The organism is Microbacterium gallinarum (genome assembly GCF_014837165.1).
Classification (GTDB): Bacteria; Actinomycetota; Actinomycetes; order Actinomycetales; family Microbacteriaceae; genus Microbacterium; species Microbacterium gallinarum.
In genome coordinates, this window is the sequence record NZ_JACSPM010000003.1 from 286,787 (window position 1) to 303,240 (window position 16,454).

The following is a 16,454-nucleotide window of genomic DNA, read 5'->3' on the forward strand; positions in this document are numbered from 1 at the left end:
GGCCGTCGAATCCGTGCCCACGCCGCGTCGTCCGTGGGCGGTCGCTCCGGTGGGGCAGGATGCTCTCATGCCTCGAGTGCGCCCGAAACCGACAGCCCTGAGCGCAGTCCTGCTCCTGGCCGGATCCCTCGCCGGGTGCGCGTCGGCGGCTCCTGGCGCCGGTCCGGCGGACCCCGGCGCGATCGCCGAGCACGCCGACGCGGTGGGCATCGCGCCGGATCTCGTCTACACGACGGAGGTGGACGGCTATGACCTGGCACCGCAGTCGGTGGGGACGGGGACGGCCGACGGGATGTCGGCCACCTGGGTCAACGGCGGCACAGGCGCCATGCTGACCATGCGCACCGACAGAGGCGAGATCACGACGGAGTCCTGCGGGGAGATGCCGCTGTGGGATGCTCCCGATGCAGCCGTCACGTGCGTCGAGGACGGTGCTCTCTGGCACCGGTCCGGCGGGGACGTCGACGAGTACATCGCGGTCCGCGACGGGTCGTTGATTCGCGTGACGGGCCTGAACGGCGCCCCGACGGTGGATCTGCGCGCCGCAGCCGACGGGGTGCGCGTGCCGTCGGATGCCGAGCTCGAACTGCTGTTCTCCGACCTCAAGGCTCCGGGCGATCCGGTGGAGCGGGGCGACCTGCCGGAGAACGGCGATGGCGCGCCCATCGACACGGTCGGACCGGGCGGCTGAGCCGCCCGGGGCCGGACGCACGAGCGGCCCCGGACCGAAGTCGGGGGCCGCTCGAGGGAGAAGGCGTCAGTTCGAGCCGATGCCCGTGATGACCGGGTGGTGGAACGTGTCGCCGAAGGCGCGCTCCGACGCCCCCTCGCGGTCGAGGTACGGCGAGGCGCCGCCGTCGATGAACGGCCAGCCCGCACCGAGGATGAGGCAGAGGTCGATGTCTTCGACCTCGGGCACCACGCCTTCGTCGAGCATGATCTTGATCTCCTGTGCGAGTCCGTCCTGCACTCGGCGGAGGATCTCGTCGGCCTTGGCCGGCGTCGAGCCCACGGCGGGCTTGAGCACCTTCTCGGCGGCCTTGGTCCAACCGGTGACGCGCCCGCCCTTGTCCTTCTCGACGACCTCGGGAAGCTCCGCGAGCGCGTGGAAGTTCTCGTTCGCGTAGAACCGCTCGGGGAAGGCGCGCACCATCGTGTCCTGCACATGCGCGGCGACCTTCCAGCCGACCAGGTCGATCAGCTGGAACGGTCCCATCGGCAGGCCGAGCGGCGCGAACGCCTTCTCGACGTCTGCCACCGGCGTGCCCTCGTAGACGGCGCGAGCTGCCTCGCCCATCACCTTGGCGAGAAGCCGGTTCACGACGAAGCCGGGCGCGTCCGCCGTGAGCACGGCGTTCTTGCCGAGGCTCTTCGCGACGACGAAGGCCGTCGAGAGCGCGGCATCCGACGTCTGGGGCGTCTTCACGATCTCGATCAGCGGCATGACAGCGACCGGGTTGAAGAAGTGGAAGCCGACGAGGCGCTCGGGGTGGGCGAGCTTGGCGCCGATCTCCTCCACCGACAGCGACGAGGTGTTGGTCGCGAGGATCGCATCCTCGGCGATGATCTGCTCGATCTCGCCGAACACCTGCTGCTTGACGCCGACCTCTTCGAAGACGGCCTCGATGACGAAGTCGCAGTCCGCGTAGAGGCTCTTGTCAGTCGTGCCGGTGACGAGTCCGCGCAGCCTGTTGGCCGCGTCGCCGTCGAGACGACCCTTGGCCTCGAGCTTGCCGATCTCTTCGTGGATGTAGGCGATGCCCTTGTCGACGCGCGCCTGGTCGAGGTCGGTGATCAGCACGGGCACCTGCAGCTTGCGCACGAACAGCAGCGCGAACTGGCTCGCCATGAGACCGGCGCCGATGATGCCGACCTTGGTGACCTTCTTGGCTAGCGCCTTGTCGGGGGCGCCGACCGGACGCTTCGCTCGCTTCTGCACGAGGTCGAACGCGTACATGGACGCCGCGAACTGGTCGCCGCTGACGAGCTCGGCGAGCGCCTCGTCCTCACGGGCGAAGCCCTCGGCCTTGGTGCCGCTCTTCGCCTTGTCGAGCAGGTCGAGTGCGACGTACGGCGACTTGGGCATCGTGCCGATCTTCGACTCGAGCATGCCGCGCGCCATCTTGATGGCGATGGGCCACTTTGTGAGCCGCTCGATCTTGCCCGGCTCGTTCTTGCGCTCGACCTTCGTCTTGCCGGCGAGCACGCGGTCGGCCCACGCGAGGGAGTCCTCGAGGTAGTTCGCCGCAGGGAAGATCGCGTCGACGATGCCGTACTCGAACGCCTGCTGGGGCTTCAGCATGCGATTCTGCTTGAGCGGGTTCGAGATCACGACCTCGAGAGCGTTCTCGATGCCGATGAGGTTCGGCAGCAGGTACGCGCCACCCCAGCCGGGGATGATGCCGAGGAACACCTCGGGAAGTGCGATCGCGGCTGCCGAGGCATCCACCGTCCGATAGGTGGAGTTCAGCGCGATCTCGAGTCCGCCGCCGAGCGCGAGCCCGTTCACGAAGGCGAACGACGGCACGCCGAGGGTGCCGAGCTTGCCGAACACGTGGTGGCCGAGCTGCGCGATCAGGCGGGCGTTGTCTTTCGAGCCGACACGCGAGATATCGGACAGGTCGGCTCCGGCGGCGAGGATGTACTGCTTGCCGGTCACCGCGACGGCCTGGATCTCGCCGGCGGCGGCACGGGCGGAGAGCGCGTCGAGCGTCTCGCCGAGCTGCGTCAGCGTGGTCGGTCCGAGGGTGTTCGGGCGGGTGTGGTCGCGGCCGTTGTCGAGCGTGATGAGCGCGAGCACCTTGCCGGAAGGGAGGCGGATGTCGCGCACGCGGGAGTGCGTCACCACCTCGCCGTCGGCGAGGGCGTTCAGCGGCGAGAAGTCGATCTCGTCGTAGTTCGTCATGGGCGGCGGGCTCCTACTTCTTCTTCTTGCCGTCGTAGTGCGGGTTCTCCCAGATGACCGAGCCGCCCTGTCCGAGGCCGACGCACATCGCGGTGAGGCCGTAGCGGACGTCGGGGCGCTCGGCGAAGTGGGCCGCGAGCTGGATCATGAGGCGCACGCCCGAGGCGGCGAGCGGGTGGCCGAACGCGATCGCGCCGCCCCACGGGTTGACGCGAGGGTCGTCGTCGGCGATGCCGAAGTGGTCGAGCAGCGAGATCACCTGGATGGCGAACGCCTCGTTGAGCTCGAACAGGCCGATGTCCTCGATCGTCAGGCCGGCCTTCTTGAGCGCCTTCTCGGTGGAGGGGATCGGGCCGATGCCCATGATCTCGGGCTGCACGCCCGCGAACGCGTACGACACGAGTCGCATCTTGGGGGCGAGCCCGAGCTCCTTCACGGCGCCGCCGCCGGCGAGCAGCGACATCGTCGCGCCGTCGGTGAGGGGCGACGACGTGCCGGCGGTGACGCGGCCGTGCGGACGGAAAGGCGTCTTGAGACCCGCGAGGTCTTCCATCGTCGTCTGCGGACGACGGCCCTCGTCTTCGGTCGCCAGGCCCCACGAGCCGTCGGCATCCTTGATCGCGACGGGCACGAGGTCGGGCTGGATCTTTCCGGCGTCATACGCAGCCTGCACCTTGTGCTGGCTGAGCATGCCGAACCGGTCGGAGCGCTCCTTGGTCAGATGCGGGAAGCGGTCGAAGATGCGCTCCGCGGTGACGCCCATGTTGAGCGCGCCCGGGTCGACCATCTTCTCGGCGACGAAGCGCGGGTTGGGGTCGGCGTTCGCGCCGATCGGGTGGTGACCCATGTGCTCGACGCCTCCCGCGAGGGCGAAGTCGTACATGCCCATGCCGATCGACCCGGCCATCGTCGTGACGCTCGTCATCGCGCCCGCGCACATGCGGTCGATCGCGAAGCCGGGGACCGACTGGGGGAGGCCGGCGAGGATCGCCACGCTCCGGCCGAGCGTGAGCCCCTGGTCTCCGGTCTGACTGGTCGCGGCGATGGCGACGTCGTCGATGCGCTCCTTCGGAACGTTCGGGTTGCGCTCCATGAGCCCGATCGTCGCCTTCACGGCGAGGTCGTCCGCTCGGGTGTTCCAGTACATGCCTTTCTCGCCGGCGCGCCCGAAGGGGGTGCGCATTCCATCGACGAAGAAGACGTCCGAGATCTCGGCCACTCTGCCTCCAAATTTAGGGATGCCGCCAGCCTAGGATCGCGGCGGAGGGCAGAAAAAACGGGTGGCGGAAACCTACGAAGCCGTTTCCGTCGCCTTCGTCGGCTCTTGCACGGAATCCACAAAGGCATCGACGATTACCTGTGCAGTCTGCGCAATCTGCCAGTCTCGGGCGCCGAGCGCAGAGAGAGCCTCGCCGAGGGATGCCGCGGTCAGCGGCTCGGGCGGAGCCCACGCGACACGGCGCAGCAGCTCGGGGGTCAGCAGATTCTCGGTCGGCATGCGCAGCGTTTCGGCCAGCTGCTCGACGGCAGGCCGTGCGGCCTTCAACCGGGCGTCGGCCTCGGGGTTGCGATCGGGCCAGGCGCGGGGCGGGGGGAGCGAGTCTCCGCCGGTCGCCCGCTCGAGCGGGAGGTCGTCCGAGGCGCGGCCCTCCTCGATCGCCGCCCACCACCGGTCGAGCTGCGATCGGCTCGCCCGGCCGGTGAACTCCTTCACACCGGCGAGCTCCTGCTTCGACTTCGGGTCCGCGAGGACCGCGGCGACGAGCGCGCGGTCCGGCACGAGCCGGCCAGGCGCGACGTCCTCGTTGCGGGCGTAGTCCTCGCGCGCCGTCCAGAGCGAGCGAGCCACCGCGAGCGCCTTGCGACCTCGAACGGTGTGCAGGCCGCTGAGCCGACGCCAGGGCTCATCGCGCGGAGGCTTGGGCTCGCGGTCGAGCACCGCCCGGAACTCCTCGTCGGCGAACGACGTCTTGCCCTGCTCCTCGAGCTCGGCCACGAGGACGTCGCGCACGTCGACGAGGTGCTCGACGTCGAGCGCGGCGTATTCGAGCCAGGACTGGGGGAGCGGCCTGGTGGACCAGTCCGAGGCGGAATGCGCCTTCGCCAGCGTGATGCCCAGCGTGTCTTCGACGACGGCGCCGAGGCCCACCCGGTCGTGCCCGAGGAGCCGGGCGGCGAGCTCGGTGTCGAACATCGACGCGGGCTCGAGTCCGAGCTCGCGCAGTGACGGCAGATCCTGGCTCGCGGCGTGCAGCACCCATTCGGTGTCGCCGATCGCGGCCTGGAGCGAACTGAAGTCGCCGATGGGCGGCGGGTCGAAGAGGAATACGCCGGCCCCACGACGGAAGACCTGGATCAGGTACGCCCGCTGCGAATAGCGGAAACCGGACGCGCGTTCCACGTCGACGGCGACGGGTCCATGCCCCTCGCCGAGGCGCCGAGACGCGTCGATCAGGTCGTCGAGTCGATCGATGACGAGGTACTCAGTCACGCGTCGCCTTACGAGAACCCAGCATTGCAATCCCTTCCGAGCCCGGCGGAAGACCCGCGAGCATGCACACCAGCTCTGCCCATGCTTCCACGTGCGGAGCGATCGCGCCCTCCGGAGACCACGAGGCGCGCAGCTCGATCTGCGCGCCGTCGCCCTCGTGCTCCAGCGAGCCGAAGCCCTTGGAGAGGGTCTTGGTCGCGGTGCCCGAGGCCGAGTGGAAGCCGGCGCGCCGCGACCGGAGGGCATCGGTCAGCCATGACCAGGCGACGTCGGCGAGAAGCGGATCGACTCCGATGTCGGGCTCGAGGGGCGCCTGCGCGAAGCAGACGATGCGCCAGGAGCCGTTCCACTGCGGATGCTCCTCGGGATTGTGGAGCAGGATGAAGCGGCCCGTGCCGTAGGCGGAATCGACGCCCTCCTGCTCGGGGCGCACATCACCGGCGAGAGCGAGCGCGAACGGTGCGAGTCCCGACGGCGCGGGGATCTCGCGGACGGCCATGTCGGCGCGGAAGTCGATCGCCCGAACCTGGTCGGCCACCTGCTCGAACGGCGTCGCAGCCGCGGGGGGACGATGCTCAGCCACGCGGACAGACTAGAGTGAGGCCTCGATGGTCGCCTCCAGGCGCGCCGCGATGAGCGGCGCATCCCCCAGTCTCGTCGCCGGGATCCGGGCCGCGCTCACCGTGATCAGCGTGGCCCTCGCCGGCGTGCTCTCCGCTCTCGCCGTCGCGTCGGTGCACATGGCGCGTCGGGTGGTCACGCCGGCCGTTCGGCTGCCCGACACCCGCATCCTTTCGCTCGACACCGCCGCGCAGACGATCACGCTCACGCGCACGCCCGACACGGAGCTGCCCGGACGCTACGGGCTCTTCACGAGCGGGACGTCGAATTACGTCAAGCTCGGGTCGGTGCTGTCCGAAGACGAGACCAGCGTCAAGCGCAAGCTCCTCACCCACATCGGCTCGGACTCGCGGCTGTCGCCCGATGCCGCGTTCAGCGGGTGGTACTTCGACCGTCCCGACGAGCTGCACCTGCCCTACACGCCCGAGCTGATCGGCTCGGCGGTCGGACCGTGCCCGGCGTGGCTGTTCCCCGCGGGGGAGGGCGAGGTTTGGGTAATCCAGGTGCACGGCCGAGGAACCTCCCGCGCCGAGTGCCTCCGGGCGGTGCCCCTCTTCCACCAGGCGGGGATCACCTCGCTCGTGGTGTCGTACCGCAACGACGGCGAGGCGCCGCGCAGCCGCGCGGGCACCTACACGCTCGGCGCAACGGAGTGGCGCGACGTCGATGCGGCCGTGGGGTTCGCGCGTCGCCGCGGCGCGAAGCGCATCATCCTCATGGGTTGGTCGATGGGCGGTGCGATCTCGCTGCAGGTCTCGCTGAACTCGGCTCACCGTGATGCGATCGCGGGACTGATCCTCGAGTCGCCGGTCGTCGACTGGCGACTCGTGCTCGAGTACCAGGCGCGCATGATGAAGGTCCCGCCGACGGTGAGCGGGCTCGCCATCGGGGCGCTGAAGAGCGAATGGGCGACGCCGATCACGCGGGCCGGCAGCGCGATCCCCTTCGACCGCCTCGACGTCGTCGCGCGCGCGGGAGAGCTGCGGCATCCGATTCTCATCCTTCACAGCGACGACGACGGCTTCGTCCCCTCCGACGCGTCGCACGACCTGGTCACGGCGCGTCCCGACATCGTCGAGCTCGAGGTCTTCGAGGTGGCGCGCCACACCAAGCTGTGGAACTACGACCAGGAGCGCTGGAGCGCGCGCATCCGCACCTGGCTCTCCGCTCACGACCTCAGTGCAGTGACGACCCCCGCTGAGGACTGATCGCCGCGCAGCCGGTCAGTCGTGGCGCTTCGCCTGCACCTGGCGCTTCGCCCGCATGAGCATGCCGGTCATGCCGGAGATCCGCAGCGGCGAGACGACCCGTGTGAGGCCGATGCTCTGGGGGAAGTCCGCGGGGATCGCGAGCACTTCGTCCGACGTGAGCCCCGTGATCCCCTGGGCGAGGATGCTCGCGAAGCCGCGAGTCGTCGGCGCCTCGGGCGGCGCCGTGGCGTGCATCGCGACCACGTCGTCGTCGTCGACGTCGATCACGATGAACACGGGGGACTGGCACTCGGCGACGCGCTCGTAGAGCTCGGGGTGCCCCTCGTACTCGGCCGGGACCGGCGGGAGCTCCTGCGAGAACTCCAGCAGCAGCTGCAGCCGCTCGGATTCGGGCAGCTCGAGGAAGTCGTCGCGGATCTCGGCGAGGCTTGCAGGCAGAACTGGGTCGGACATCCCCGCCATCATTTCACGTGCAGACGAGCGCCGGCTCAGCGCGCGGGCGCTTCGCCCGGCTCGGAGCCTGCGACGATCGGAACGCGCACCGCGCTGCCCCACTCCGTCCAGGAGCCGTCGTAGTTGCGGACGTCCTCGAAGCCGAGGAGGTGCTTCAGCACGAACCACGTGTGGCTCGAGCGCTCTCCGATCCGGCAGTACGCGACGACGGAATCGCCGTCGGACAGGCCGACCTCGTCACGGTAGATTGCGTCGAGTTCCGCACGCGTCTTGAAGCCGCCGTCCTCGGCGACCGCACGCGCCCACGGCACGCTCTTCGCCGTCGGGATGTGGCCGGCGCGCAGCGCGCCCTCCTCGGGGTACGCCGGCGCGGACGTGCGCGAGCCGTCGTACTCCTCGGGCGAGCGCACGTCGATCAGGGGCTTGCCGAGGTGGGCGAGCACGTCCTCCTTGTATGCACGCAGCGCGCGGTCGTCGCGTTCCACGACCGGGTAATCGGTCGCGGGCCGGTTCGCCGGCTCGGTCGTGATCGGGCGTCCTTCGGCGATCCACTTGTCGCGGCCGCCGTCGAGCAGGCGCACATCCTCGTGACCGAAGAGCGAGAACACCCACAACGCGTAGGCGGCCCACCAGTTGTTCTTGTCACCGTAGATCACGACGGTGTCGTCGCGGCTGATGCCCTTGCGGCTGAGCAGCTCGGCGAAGCCGGCGCCGTCGACATAGTCGCGGACCACCGGATCGTTGAGCTCGGTGTGCCAGTCGACCTTCACCGCGCCCGGGATGTGACCGGTCTCGTACAGCAGCACGTCCTCGTCGGACTCGACCACGACCAGGCCGGGGGTGTCGAGCCGCTCCTGCAGCCATTCGCCGGTGACGAGCCGGTTCGGCTCGGAGTACTCGGCGAACTTCGCGGACGATGTGTCGGGCTCGACGGTCATGGGCTGCTCCTCGGGTCGGGGCGTCAAAGGGGGACGACTAGGGTTGAACCGTCCGATCTCACCCTAGATTCCCGGGCACGGACCCCGCCTCTTCCCGTAAGACACCGACACAGGATGCGCATGACCGCTTCGACCACCCGTACCGGCATCGTGCACCTCGTGGAGCGCGCGCCGCAGCTCGCCGGTGCCGACATGGTCGCAGCCCTCGTGCCGCCGCCGCAGTTCGCCGACGCGACGTTCGAGACGTACCGCGCCGACCCCGCCTACCCGTCTCAGCAGGAGGCGAAGGATCTGCTCCTCGCCTTCGCAGGCAACGGGCAGCCGGCGAAGGGCGGCTTCTTCCGCAAGGCGAAGCGGCCCGAGACGAAGCCGGGCGTCTACCTCGACGGCGGGTTCGGCGTCGGCAAGACGCACCTGCTGGCGGCGATCTACCACGCGCTCCCGGCACGCCGGAAGTACTTCGGTTCGTTCATCGAGTACACCGCCCTCGTCGGAGCGCTCGGCTACAAGAACACGGTCGAGCTGTTCCGCGGCGCCGACCTGCTGTGCATCGACGAGTTCGAACTCGACGATCCGGGCGACACGATGGTGATGACGCGTCTGCTCGGTGAGCTCGTGTCCTCCGGCACGCGGCTGGCCGCGACATCCAACACCCCTCCCAACGCCCTCGGCGAGGGACGGTTCGCCGCCCAGGACTTCATGCGTGAGATCCACGCGATGGCCTCGAGCTTCCAGACCATCCGCATCGACGGCACCGACTACCGTCATCGCGCGGTCGACGGACACGCCCAGGTGCTGACCCAGCCCCAGTACGAAGCGGCGGTGGCGGATGCCGCGGCCTCGGGCCTGGTGTCGGACGACACGTTCGCCGACCTGGTCTCGCACCTCGCGAAGGTCCACCCGTCCCGGTACATCCGGCTCATCGAGGGGCTCAGCACCGTCGGCATGCGCGAGGTGGCGCCGTTCAGCGACCAGTCCGCCGCGCTGCGGTTCGTCGCTTTCATCGACCGGGTCTACGACGCCGAGCTGCCGATCCGTGCGACCGGTGTCTCGCTCGATCTCGTCTTCCCCGAGGAGATGCTCGCCGGCGGGTACCGCAAGAAGTACCTGCGCGCCATCTCGCGGCTCGTCGCGTCGACGCTCGCCTGACGCACACCGCCTTCTGAACGGACTCGCGGCGCGTTCTCGTCGCGCCGAAACAGGATGTTTACACGTACGGGGCCGCTGTAACGATCGGGAAACACGACACGCACGGCCGGTGAAACGCTCGCTCGCCAGACTGACGGGACACGCAGCACCCTCCCGAGTGCTTCGTGGCTCTGTCACCACCGAACCCCGATGCGAGGTATCACCCCATGGACGCACCCGGCAACATCGCCTGGGCGGTAACCGCAACCGCTCTAGTCCTGCTCATGACGCCCGGTGTGGCGTTCTTCTACGGCGGCCTGGTCAAAGCGAAGAGCGTCGTCAGCATGATGATGATGAGCTTCGGCGCGCTCGGCCTCGTCGGCGTGCTCTGGATCCTGTACGGCGCCAACATGAGCGTGGTCGACGGGACCTGGAGCTTCGCCGGCAACCCCTTCAGCGATTTCGGGCTCGCGAGCCTCGCGTCGGGGGACGATGCGAACGTGGGCCTGCTCGGCACCGCGTACGGCGCCACCTTCGCGATCATCACGGTCGCCCTGATCTCCGGCGCCATCGCCGACCGTGCCAAGTTCGGCGCCTGGATGATCTTCGCGGGCCTGTTCGCGACGCTCGTCTACTTCCCCGTGGCCGCATGGGTGTGGGGTGGTGGCTGGGTCTACAACCTCGGCACCACGCTGTTCGGTGAGGAGAGCGGCGTCGCCGTCATCGACTACGCCGGTGGCACGGCCGTGCACATCAACGCCGGTGCCGCAGCCCTCGCGCTGGCTCTCGTTCTCGGCAAGCGCATCGGCTTCCAGAAGGGCATCCTCAAGCCGCACAACGTGCCCCTGACGCTGCTGGGCGCATCGCTTCTGTGGTTCGGCTGGTTCGGTTTCAACGGCGGCGCGGAGTGGCTGTCGGAGGACATGGGAGGCGTCGGCCTCATCACCATCAACACGCTCGGTGCGACCGCGGCCGCGGTCATCGGCTGGATCCTCGTCGAGAAGTTCAAGGACGGCAAGCCCACGTCGGTGGGCGCCGCCTCGGGTGCCGTCGCCGGTCTCGTCGCGATCACCCCGGCCTGCGCCAACCTCACCCCCGGATGGGCCCTGCTGCTCGGTGTCGTCACCGGTGCCATCTGCGCCCTGGCGATCGAACTGAAGTTCAAGCTCGGCTTCGACGACTCGCTCGACGTCGTGGGCATCCACCTCGTCGGCGGCCTCATCGGAACGATCTACCTCGGCTTCTTCGCGTCCGAGACCGGCCTCTTCCTCGGCGGCGGCCCGGAGCAGCTGGTCGTGCAGGTCATCGCCGCCCTCGGCGTGCTGATCTACTCCTTCGCGGTGTCGTTCGTGATCGGGTTCGTCATCGAGAAGACGATCGGCTTCCGCGTGAAGAACGAGGACGAGATCGCCGGCGTCGACACGGTCGTGCACGGCGAGGAGGGATACCTCCTCGACGAGCGCGTCTGACGCATCGACGGAAAGAGGGGCGCCGCGGGCAGACCGCGCGCCCCTCTTGGTCGTCGCTAGGGTGACCTGGTGACGCACTCCCGCCTGCTCAGCCGTATCGCGCAGCTCTTCCGTCCGGTAGCGGCGAGCACCCGACCCTCCGACGTCGAAGGCGATGAGCCCGGCCGCTTCGGAGACACTGCCACCGTCGAGATCGTGCCTCCGGGCCCGGGCGGCCTGCGAATCAGCTACGTCCCGGATGTGGACGGCGAGCCCGACGCCGGCGAGATCATCTGGACCTGGGTGCCGTACGACGAGCGCGACGGCCGCGGCAAGGACCGGCCTGTGCTCGTCATCGCACGCGAGGACCACGACTGGGTGTACGCCGTCCGGCTCACCAGCAAGTCGCACGACGGCGACCGCGACTATCTCGCGCTCGGCTCGGGATCGTGGGATGCGCGGGGTCGGCCGTCCTGGGTCGACATCGAGCAGATCTACCGAGTGCACCGGACCGGCGTGCGGCGCGAAGCGTCCGTCCTCGAGCCGGACCGGTTCGCCCGGGTGGCGGCGGCGCTGGGCAGCCGCTATGGCTGGAGCGCGGAAGGCACGACCGCGTAGATGGCCATGCGTGGGTACCGCGGCGGCACTGTCGCACCAACGGAAAAGCCCCGGAGGACCGGGGCTTTTCACGGGGCATTTCGGTGGGCGATACCAGACTCGAACTGATGACCTCTTCCGTGTGAAGGAAGCGCGCTACCAACTGCGCCAATCGCCCGTGGCCCCGAGGGGCCGAGACTCGATACTACCGGATCCAGGAGAGTGCCTGAGACCGGATTGGGAGACACGCGCGGGCCGCGCTCGGTTTTGCACTGCGCCGTTCGTGGGATAAAGTTCTTCAAGTGCCCGGGTGCGAATCCGGGAACGAAATGCGGATGTAGCGCAGTTGGTAGCGCATCACCTTGCCAAGGTGAGGGTCGCGAGTTCGAGTCTCGTCATCCGCTCGAGTGCAGGGGCTTCTTAATAAGGAAGCCACGGCACGTGGGGTCAAACCACACGCGGTGGCGTGGCCGAGCGGCTAGGCACCGGCCTGCAAAGCCGTTTACACGGGTTCGAATCCCGTCGCCACCTCCACTCGAACTGAATAGCCTTCACAGGCGCGATTGGCGCAGCGGTAGCGCGCTTCCCTGACACGGAAGAGGTCACTGGTTCGATCCCAGTATCGCGCACCACACAGAGAAAGCCCCCGGATGCCGGGGGCTTTCGCGTTTCCGGTTCGAACCGGTTGAGGCCCGCTTCAGCGCTTCTGACGGTCGGGATACCGCTCCCGGATCCGCGACTGGAAGAAGCGTCCCGGGCTCTCGGCGGCGAGCAGCCCGTCGTGCACCGAGGGCGGAACGGCGAAGAACTCGTACACGTCACCCGACGTGAACTCGATCTCCAGGATCGCCATCGCGGGGTCGTAGCCGACCGATGCGATGGCGGTGGACTCGATGCTCCGTCGCCTCATGCTGCCGAGCGTACGACGCGGCGCCCGCGGCATCCCGCCGCCCGCGCCGGGGGAGCGGTTCGCCCGGAGCGACTGGATAGACTCGACGAATGGAACTCGCCGTGTCGACGCACGCAGTCTGGGCCGTGACGGCCGGCACGCGAACGCTCGGCGCCTGAGCGGGCAGGACGCGTCCGGCGTCCGAAGCTGAGTAGTTTTGATCCGAGCCACCTCCAGGAGAGTTTCCGTGACTGACGTGTCGTACCCCGCCGACGGGTTCGCCCTTTTCCCCGACCGCTCTGTGGTCGCCCTCCGCGTGAACGGCGAGTTGAAAGGCCTCGCCACGCGCGTCGAGGACACCGATGAGGTCGAACCCGTCACCATCGACAGCCCCGACGGGCTGAACATCCTGCGGCACTCCGCAGCGCATGTCCTCGCGCAGGCCGTCCAGCGCATCAACCCGCAGGCCGACCTCGGCATCGGGCCGCCGATCACCGACGGCTTCTACTACGACTTCGGTGTCGAGCACCCGTTCACGCCCGAAGACGTGAAGGCCATCGACAAGGAGATGCAGCGCATCATCCGCGAGGGGCAGCGCTTCGTGCGCCGCGTCGTGTCCGACGAGGAGGCGCGCGTCGAACTCGTCGACGAGCCGTTCAAGCTCGAGCTCATCGGGCTCAAGGGCGGCTCGAAGGAGGCTGCCGAGGGCGCCTCCGTCGAAGTCGGCGCCGGCGAGCTGACGATCTACGACAACGTCGACCGCGACGGGCAGACGGTCTGGAAGGACCTGTGCCGCGGACCGCACCTGCCGAACACCCGCATGATCGGCAACGGCTGGGCGCTCCAGCGCGTCGCCGGCGCGTACTGGCGCGGCAGCGAGAAGAACCCGCAGCTGCAGCGCATCTACGGCACCGCCTGGCCGACGAAGGACGAGCTGCGCGCGTACCAGCAGCGCCTGGAGGAGGCCGCCAAGCGCGATCACCGCAAGCTCGGCAAGGAGCTCGACCTCTTCTCCTTCCCCGACGAGATCGGCTCAGGCCTGTCAGTGTGGCACCCGCGCGGCGGCATCGTGCGCGGCGAGATGGAGCAGCACGCGCGGCGGCGGCACATCGAGGGCGGCTACACCTACGTGTACACGCCGCACATCTCGAAGGAAGACCTCTTCCTTCAGTCCAACCACCTCGTCACGTACAAAGAGGGCATGTTCCCGCCCATCCACCTCGACGAGGAGCGCGACGCAGCGGGCGAGATCACCAAGCACGGCCAGGACTACTACCTGAAGCCGATGAACTGCCCGATGCACATCCTGATCTTCAAGGAGCGTGCGCGCAGCTACCGCGACCTGCCAATGCGCCTCGCCGAGAACGGCACGGTGTACCGCAACGAGCTGTCCGGCGCGCTGCACGGACTCACCCGCGTGCGCGGCTTCACCCAGGACGACTCGCACCTCTTCGTCACCCCCGACCAGCTCGAGGAGGAGACCACCCGGGTGCTCTCCTTCGTCATCTCGATGCTGCGGGACTTCGGCCTCGACGACTTCGAGCTCGAACTCTCGATGCGCGACGACGAGAAGGACAAGTGGATCGGATCGGACGAGTTCTGGGAGTACTCGACCAACGCCCTGCGCAACGTCGCCCTCCAGAGCGGGCTCAAGCTCACGGAGGTCCCCGGCGAGGCCGCGTTCTACGGCCCGAAGATCGATCTGAAGACGCGTGACGCGATCGGCCGAACCTGGCAGCTCTCGACGGTCCAGGTCGACCCGAACCTGCCCGAGCGCTTCGAGCTCGAGTACACCGATCGCGACGGCCAGAAGAAGCGGCCGATCATGATCCACCGCGCGCTCTTCGGCTCGATCGAGCGCTTCTTCGCGATCCTGCTCGAGCACTACGCCGGCGCCTTCCCGGTGTGGCTGTCGCCGGTGCAGGTCGTGGGCATCCCGGTTGCCGACGATTTCGCCGACTACCTCGGCGACGTCGTGGCGCAGCTGAAGAGCGAGGGCGTGCGGGCGGAGCTCGACCACAGCGACGACCGCATGCAGAAGAAGATCCGCACCCACACCACGCAGAAGGTGCCGCTCATGCTGATCGCGGGCGCGCAGGATCAGGCCGCCGGCACGGTGTCGTTCCGCTTCCGCGACGGCACGCAGGAGAACGGGGTGCCGATCGCCGACGCGATCCGCCGGGTGAAGGCCTCCATCGCGACTCATGCCCTGATCAACGGCGCAGAGGACTTCGCGTGAGCGACGACCCGCTTGCGGGGAGTCGGGATCGCGAAGTCCCGGTTCCTGAGCTTGTCGAAGGGCGCGTGAGCGACGACCCGGTTGACGCCGACCGGGTCCACGCAGACCCGGCGCTCATCGACGCGGCGACGCTCCCGGGTGTGCCGGACGGCTTTCAGCGCCTGTGGACTCCGCACCGCATGGCGTACATCAAGGCCGGGCCCGACCCGCTGCGCGAGACGTGCCCGTTCTGCGAGGCGCCGAACAAGTCCGACGAGGACGGGCTCATCGTGGCGCGCGGACGCACCGCGTACGCGCTGCTGAACCTGTTCCCCTACAACTCCGGCCACCTGCTCATCTGCCCGTACCGCCACATCGCGACCTACGACCAGGCGACTGAGGAAGAGGTCGCCGAGATCGGCGCTCTGACGCAGCAGGCCATGCGTGTGCTGCGGACCGTGTCACGCTGCGACGGCTTCAACATCGGCATGAATCAGGGGAGTGTCGCAGGAGCCGGCGTCGACGAGCACCTCCACCAGCACGTCGTGCCACGGTGGGCGTCCGACGCGAACTTCTTCCCGATCATCGCGCGCACCAAGGCGCTGCCGCAGCTGCTCGGCGACGTGCGCCGCGCCGTGGCCGAGGCCTGGACAGTGTGAGAACAGATGAGCGGATGCCTCGAGCGAGGCATCCGCTCATCTCTCATGCGACGCGCGTGACGTCGAACTGCATCCGCGGGCTGGCGTAGGCCTCCTGCGACTCGACGAGCTGCAGCTCGCGCTGTCCTGAAGCGTGCGTGCGCTCGAGGAGTTCGAACACGCTCGACGTGGTGCGCGCGAGCGCGTAGGCCAGGTCACCCGTGCCGCGATAGTGCGCCGTGAAGAGCGCCGCGGTGACGTCGCCCGAGCCGTTGGCCTTCATCGGGATGTGCGGGGTGCGCACGATCCAGGCGCCGGAGTCGTCGACGGCGAGCATCTCGATGGTCTCATCGGGCGCGTCGGGGCGCTCGACGCTGGTGACGAGCACCGTGCGCGGCCCGGTGGCGCGGATGAGCTCGACGGAGGCGAGCGTCGTCTCGAGCGTGTCGGGCTGGGTGTCGGTGAGGAACCCGAGCTCGAACTGGTTCGGCGTGATGATGTCTGCGGCCGGTACGACGCGATCGCGCAGCAGGATCGGGATGGCAGGGGCCACGAAGCAGCCCGACTTGGCGTTGCCCATCACCGGGTCGCACGAGTACACGGCCGACGGGTTGGCCTGCTTCACGCGCTGCACGGTGTCGAGGATGACGTCGGCGATCCCCTCGCCGCCCTGGTAGCCCGAGAGCACGACGTCGATCTCGGGGAACGCGCCCCGCTCCTCGATGCCGAGGATGACCTCGCGCACATCGTCGGGGCTGATGAGCGGACCGCGCCATGCTCCGTAGCCCGTGTGGTTCGAGAAGTTCACCGTGTAGACGGGGAGCACCTCGACGCCGATGCGCTGCAGCGGGAAGACGGCGGCCGAGTTGCCGACGTGGCCGTAGGCGACGGCCGACTGGATCGAGAGGATCTTCACC

The 16,454-nt window shown here is 68.7% G+C and carries 15 protein-coding genes and 4 tRNA genes; 10 read left to right on the forward strand and 9 right to left on the reverse strand.

Annotation, left to right across the window (positions count from 1 at the left end; translation table 11 throughout):
• Positions 1 to 67: 67 nt before the first annotated feature.
• Positions 68 to 691 carry a hypothetical protein gene (locus tag H9622_RS10865; protein WP_191766406.1) on the forward strand — a complete coding sequence of 208 codons (624 nt, stop codon included), beginning with the start codon at positions 68 to 70 and terminating at the stop codon, positions 689 to 691.
• Positions 692 to 757: 66 nt separating this feature from the next.
• Here H9622_RS10865 and H9622_RS10870 read toward each other — a convergent pair whose 3' ends face one another.
• The 4 genes from H9622_RS10870 to H9622_RS10885 all read right to left on the reverse strand — a co-directional run bounded on the left by H9622_RS10870 (position 758) and on the right by H9622_RS10885 (position 5,979).
• Positions 758 to 2,905, reverse strand: coding sequence for a 3-hydroxyacyl-CoA dehydrogenase NAD-binding domain-containing protein (locus H9622_RS10870; RefSeq protein ID WP_191766407.1), 2,148 nt, complete (start codon positions 2,903 to 2,905; stop codon positions 758 to 760).
• A gap of 13 nt (positions 2,906 to 2,918) precedes the next feature.
• Positions 2,919 to 4,124 (reverse strand): thiolase family protein, encoded by a 1,206-nt coding sequence (locus tag H9622_RS10875; RefSeq protein ID WP_191766408.1) that lies wholly within the window; start codon positions 4,122 to 4,124, stop codon positions 2,919 to 2,921.
• A 72-nt stretch (positions 4,125 to 4,196) separates the two neighbouring features.
• Positions 4,197 to 5,396 carry a ribonuclease D gene (locus H9622_RS10880; RefSeq protein ID WP_191766409.1) on the reverse strand — a complete coding sequence of 400 codons (1,200 nt, stop codon included), beginning with the start codon at positions 5,394 to 5,396 and terminating at the stop codon, positions 4,197 to 4,199.
• Positions 5,389 to 5,979 (reverse strand): DUF3000 domain-containing protein, encoded by a 591-nt coding sequence (locus H9622_RS10885; protein WP_191766410.1) that lies wholly within the window; start codon positions 5,977 to 5,979, stop codon positions 5,389 to 5,391. Before H9622_RS10885 ends, H9622_RS10880 begins: the two co-directional genes overlap by 8 nt.
• Before the next feature lie 25 nt (positions 5,980 to 6,004).
• Between H9622_RS10885 and H9622_RS10890 the strand changes: the two genes are divergently transcribed.
• Positions 6,005 to 7,225, forward strand: a complete 1,221-nt coding sequence (locus tag H9622_RS10890; protein WP_191766411.1) for an alpha/beta hydrolase family protein — start codon at positions 6,005 to 6,007, stop codon at positions 7,223 to 7,225.
• A gap of 15 nt (positions 7,226 to 7,240) precedes the next feature.
• On the opposite strand, the gene H9622_RS10895 is transcribed toward H9622_RS10890, so the two are convergent.
• Positions 7,241 to 7,681 (reverse strand): SufE family protein, encoded by a 441-nt coding sequence (locus H9622_RS10895; protein ID WP_191766412.1) that lies wholly within the window; start codon positions 7,679 to 7,681, stop codon positions 7,241 to 7,243.
• Between the two features lie 35 nt (positions 7,682 to 7,716).
• The gene (locus H9622_RS10900; RefSeq protein WP_191766413.1) at positions 7,717 to 8,619 is read right to left on the reverse strand and encodes a sulfurtransferase; all 903 of its coding nucleotides are present in this window, start codon (positions 8,617 to 8,619) and stop codon (positions 7,717 to 7,719) included.
• Positions 8,620 to 8,739: 120 nt separating this feature from the next.
• Here H9622_RS10900 and zapE point away from each other — a divergent pair, with 120 nt between their 5' ends.
• From zapE to H9622_RS10915, 3 genes are all read left to right on the forward strand, one after another.
• Positions 8,740 to 9,768 (forward strand): cell division protein ZapE, encoded by a 1,029-nt coding sequence (zapE, locus tag H9622_RS10905; protein WP_191766414.1) that lies wholly within the window; start codon positions 8,740 to 8,742, stop codon positions 9,766 to 9,768.
• A gap of 206 nt (positions 9,769 to 9,974) precedes the next feature.
• Positions 9,975 to 11,216, forward strand: coding sequence for an ammonium transporter (locus tag H9622_RS10910; RefSeq protein ID WP_191766415.1), 1,242 nt, complete (start codon positions 9,975 to 9,977; stop codon positions 11,214 to 11,216).
• Between the two features lie 66 nt (positions 11,217 to 11,282).
• Positions 11,283 to 11,813: a type II toxin-antitoxin system PemK/MazF family toxin gene (locus tag H9622_RS10915; RefSeq protein ID WP_404802870.1), complete on the forward strand. Its 531-nt coding sequence runs from the start codon at positions 11,283 to 11,285 to the stop codon at positions 11,811 to 11,813.
• A gap of 84 nt (positions 11,814 to 11,897) precedes the next feature.
• Here H9622_RS10915 and H9622_RS10920 read toward each other — a convergent pair.
• Positions 11,898 to 11,970, reverse strand: a tRNA-Val gene (locus tag H9622_RS10920).
• A 153-nt stretch (positions 11,971 to 12,123) separates the two neighbouring features.
• Between H9622_RS10920 and H9622_RS10925 the strand changes: the two genes are divergently transcribed.
• The 3 genes from H9622_RS10925 to H9622_RS10935 all read left to right on the forward strand — a co-directional run bounded on the left by H9622_RS10925 (position 12,124) and on the right by H9622_RS10935 (position 12,424).
• Positions 12,124 to 12,196, forward strand: a tRNA-Gly gene (locus H9622_RS10925).
• A gap of 56 nt (positions 12,197 to 12,252) precedes the next feature.
• Positions 12,253 to 12,326: transfer RNA gene (locus H9622_RS10930), tRNA-Cys, on the forward strand.
• Between the two features lie 23 nt (positions 12,327 to 12,349).
• Positions 12,350 to 12,424 (forward strand) — tRNA-Val (locus tag H9622_RS10935).
• A 65-nt stretch (positions 12,425 to 12,489) separates the two neighbouring features.
• Here H9622_RS10935 and H9622_RS10940 read toward each other — a convergent pair.
• Positions 12,490 to 12,702, reverse strand: a complete 213-nt coding sequence (locus H9622_RS10940; protein ID WP_191766417.1) for a KTSC domain-containing protein — start codon at positions 12,700 to 12,702, stop codon at positions 12,490 to 12,492.
• 226 nt (positions 12,703 to 12,928) lie between these two features.
• On the opposite strand from H9622_RS10940, the gene thrS reads away from it, so the two are divergent.
• Positions 12,929 to 14,920, forward strand: a complete 1,992-nt coding sequence (thrS, locus tag H9622_RS10945; RefSeq protein ID WP_191766418.1) for a threonine--tRNA ligase — start codon at positions 12,929 to 12,931, stop codon at positions 14,918 to 14,920.
• A 65-nt stretch (positions 14,921 to 14,985) separates the two neighbouring features.
• The gene (locus H9622_RS10950) at positions 14,986 to 15,558 is read left to right on the forward strand and encodes an HIT family protein (protein ID WP_318247089.1); all 573 of its coding nucleotides are present in this window, start codon (positions 14,986 to 14,988) and stop codon (positions 15,556 to 15,558) included.
• 43 nt (positions 15,559 to 15,601) lie between these two features.
• Here the strand turns inward: H9622_RS10950 and pdxY are convergent, their stop codons facing one another.
• A complete protein-coding gene (pdxY, locus tag H9622_RS10955; RefSeq protein ID WP_191766420.1) occupies positions 15,602 to 16,453 on the reverse strand; it encodes a pyridoxal kinase PdxY in 852 nt (283 codons plus the stop codon).
• Position 16,454 lies beyond the last annotated feature (1 nt).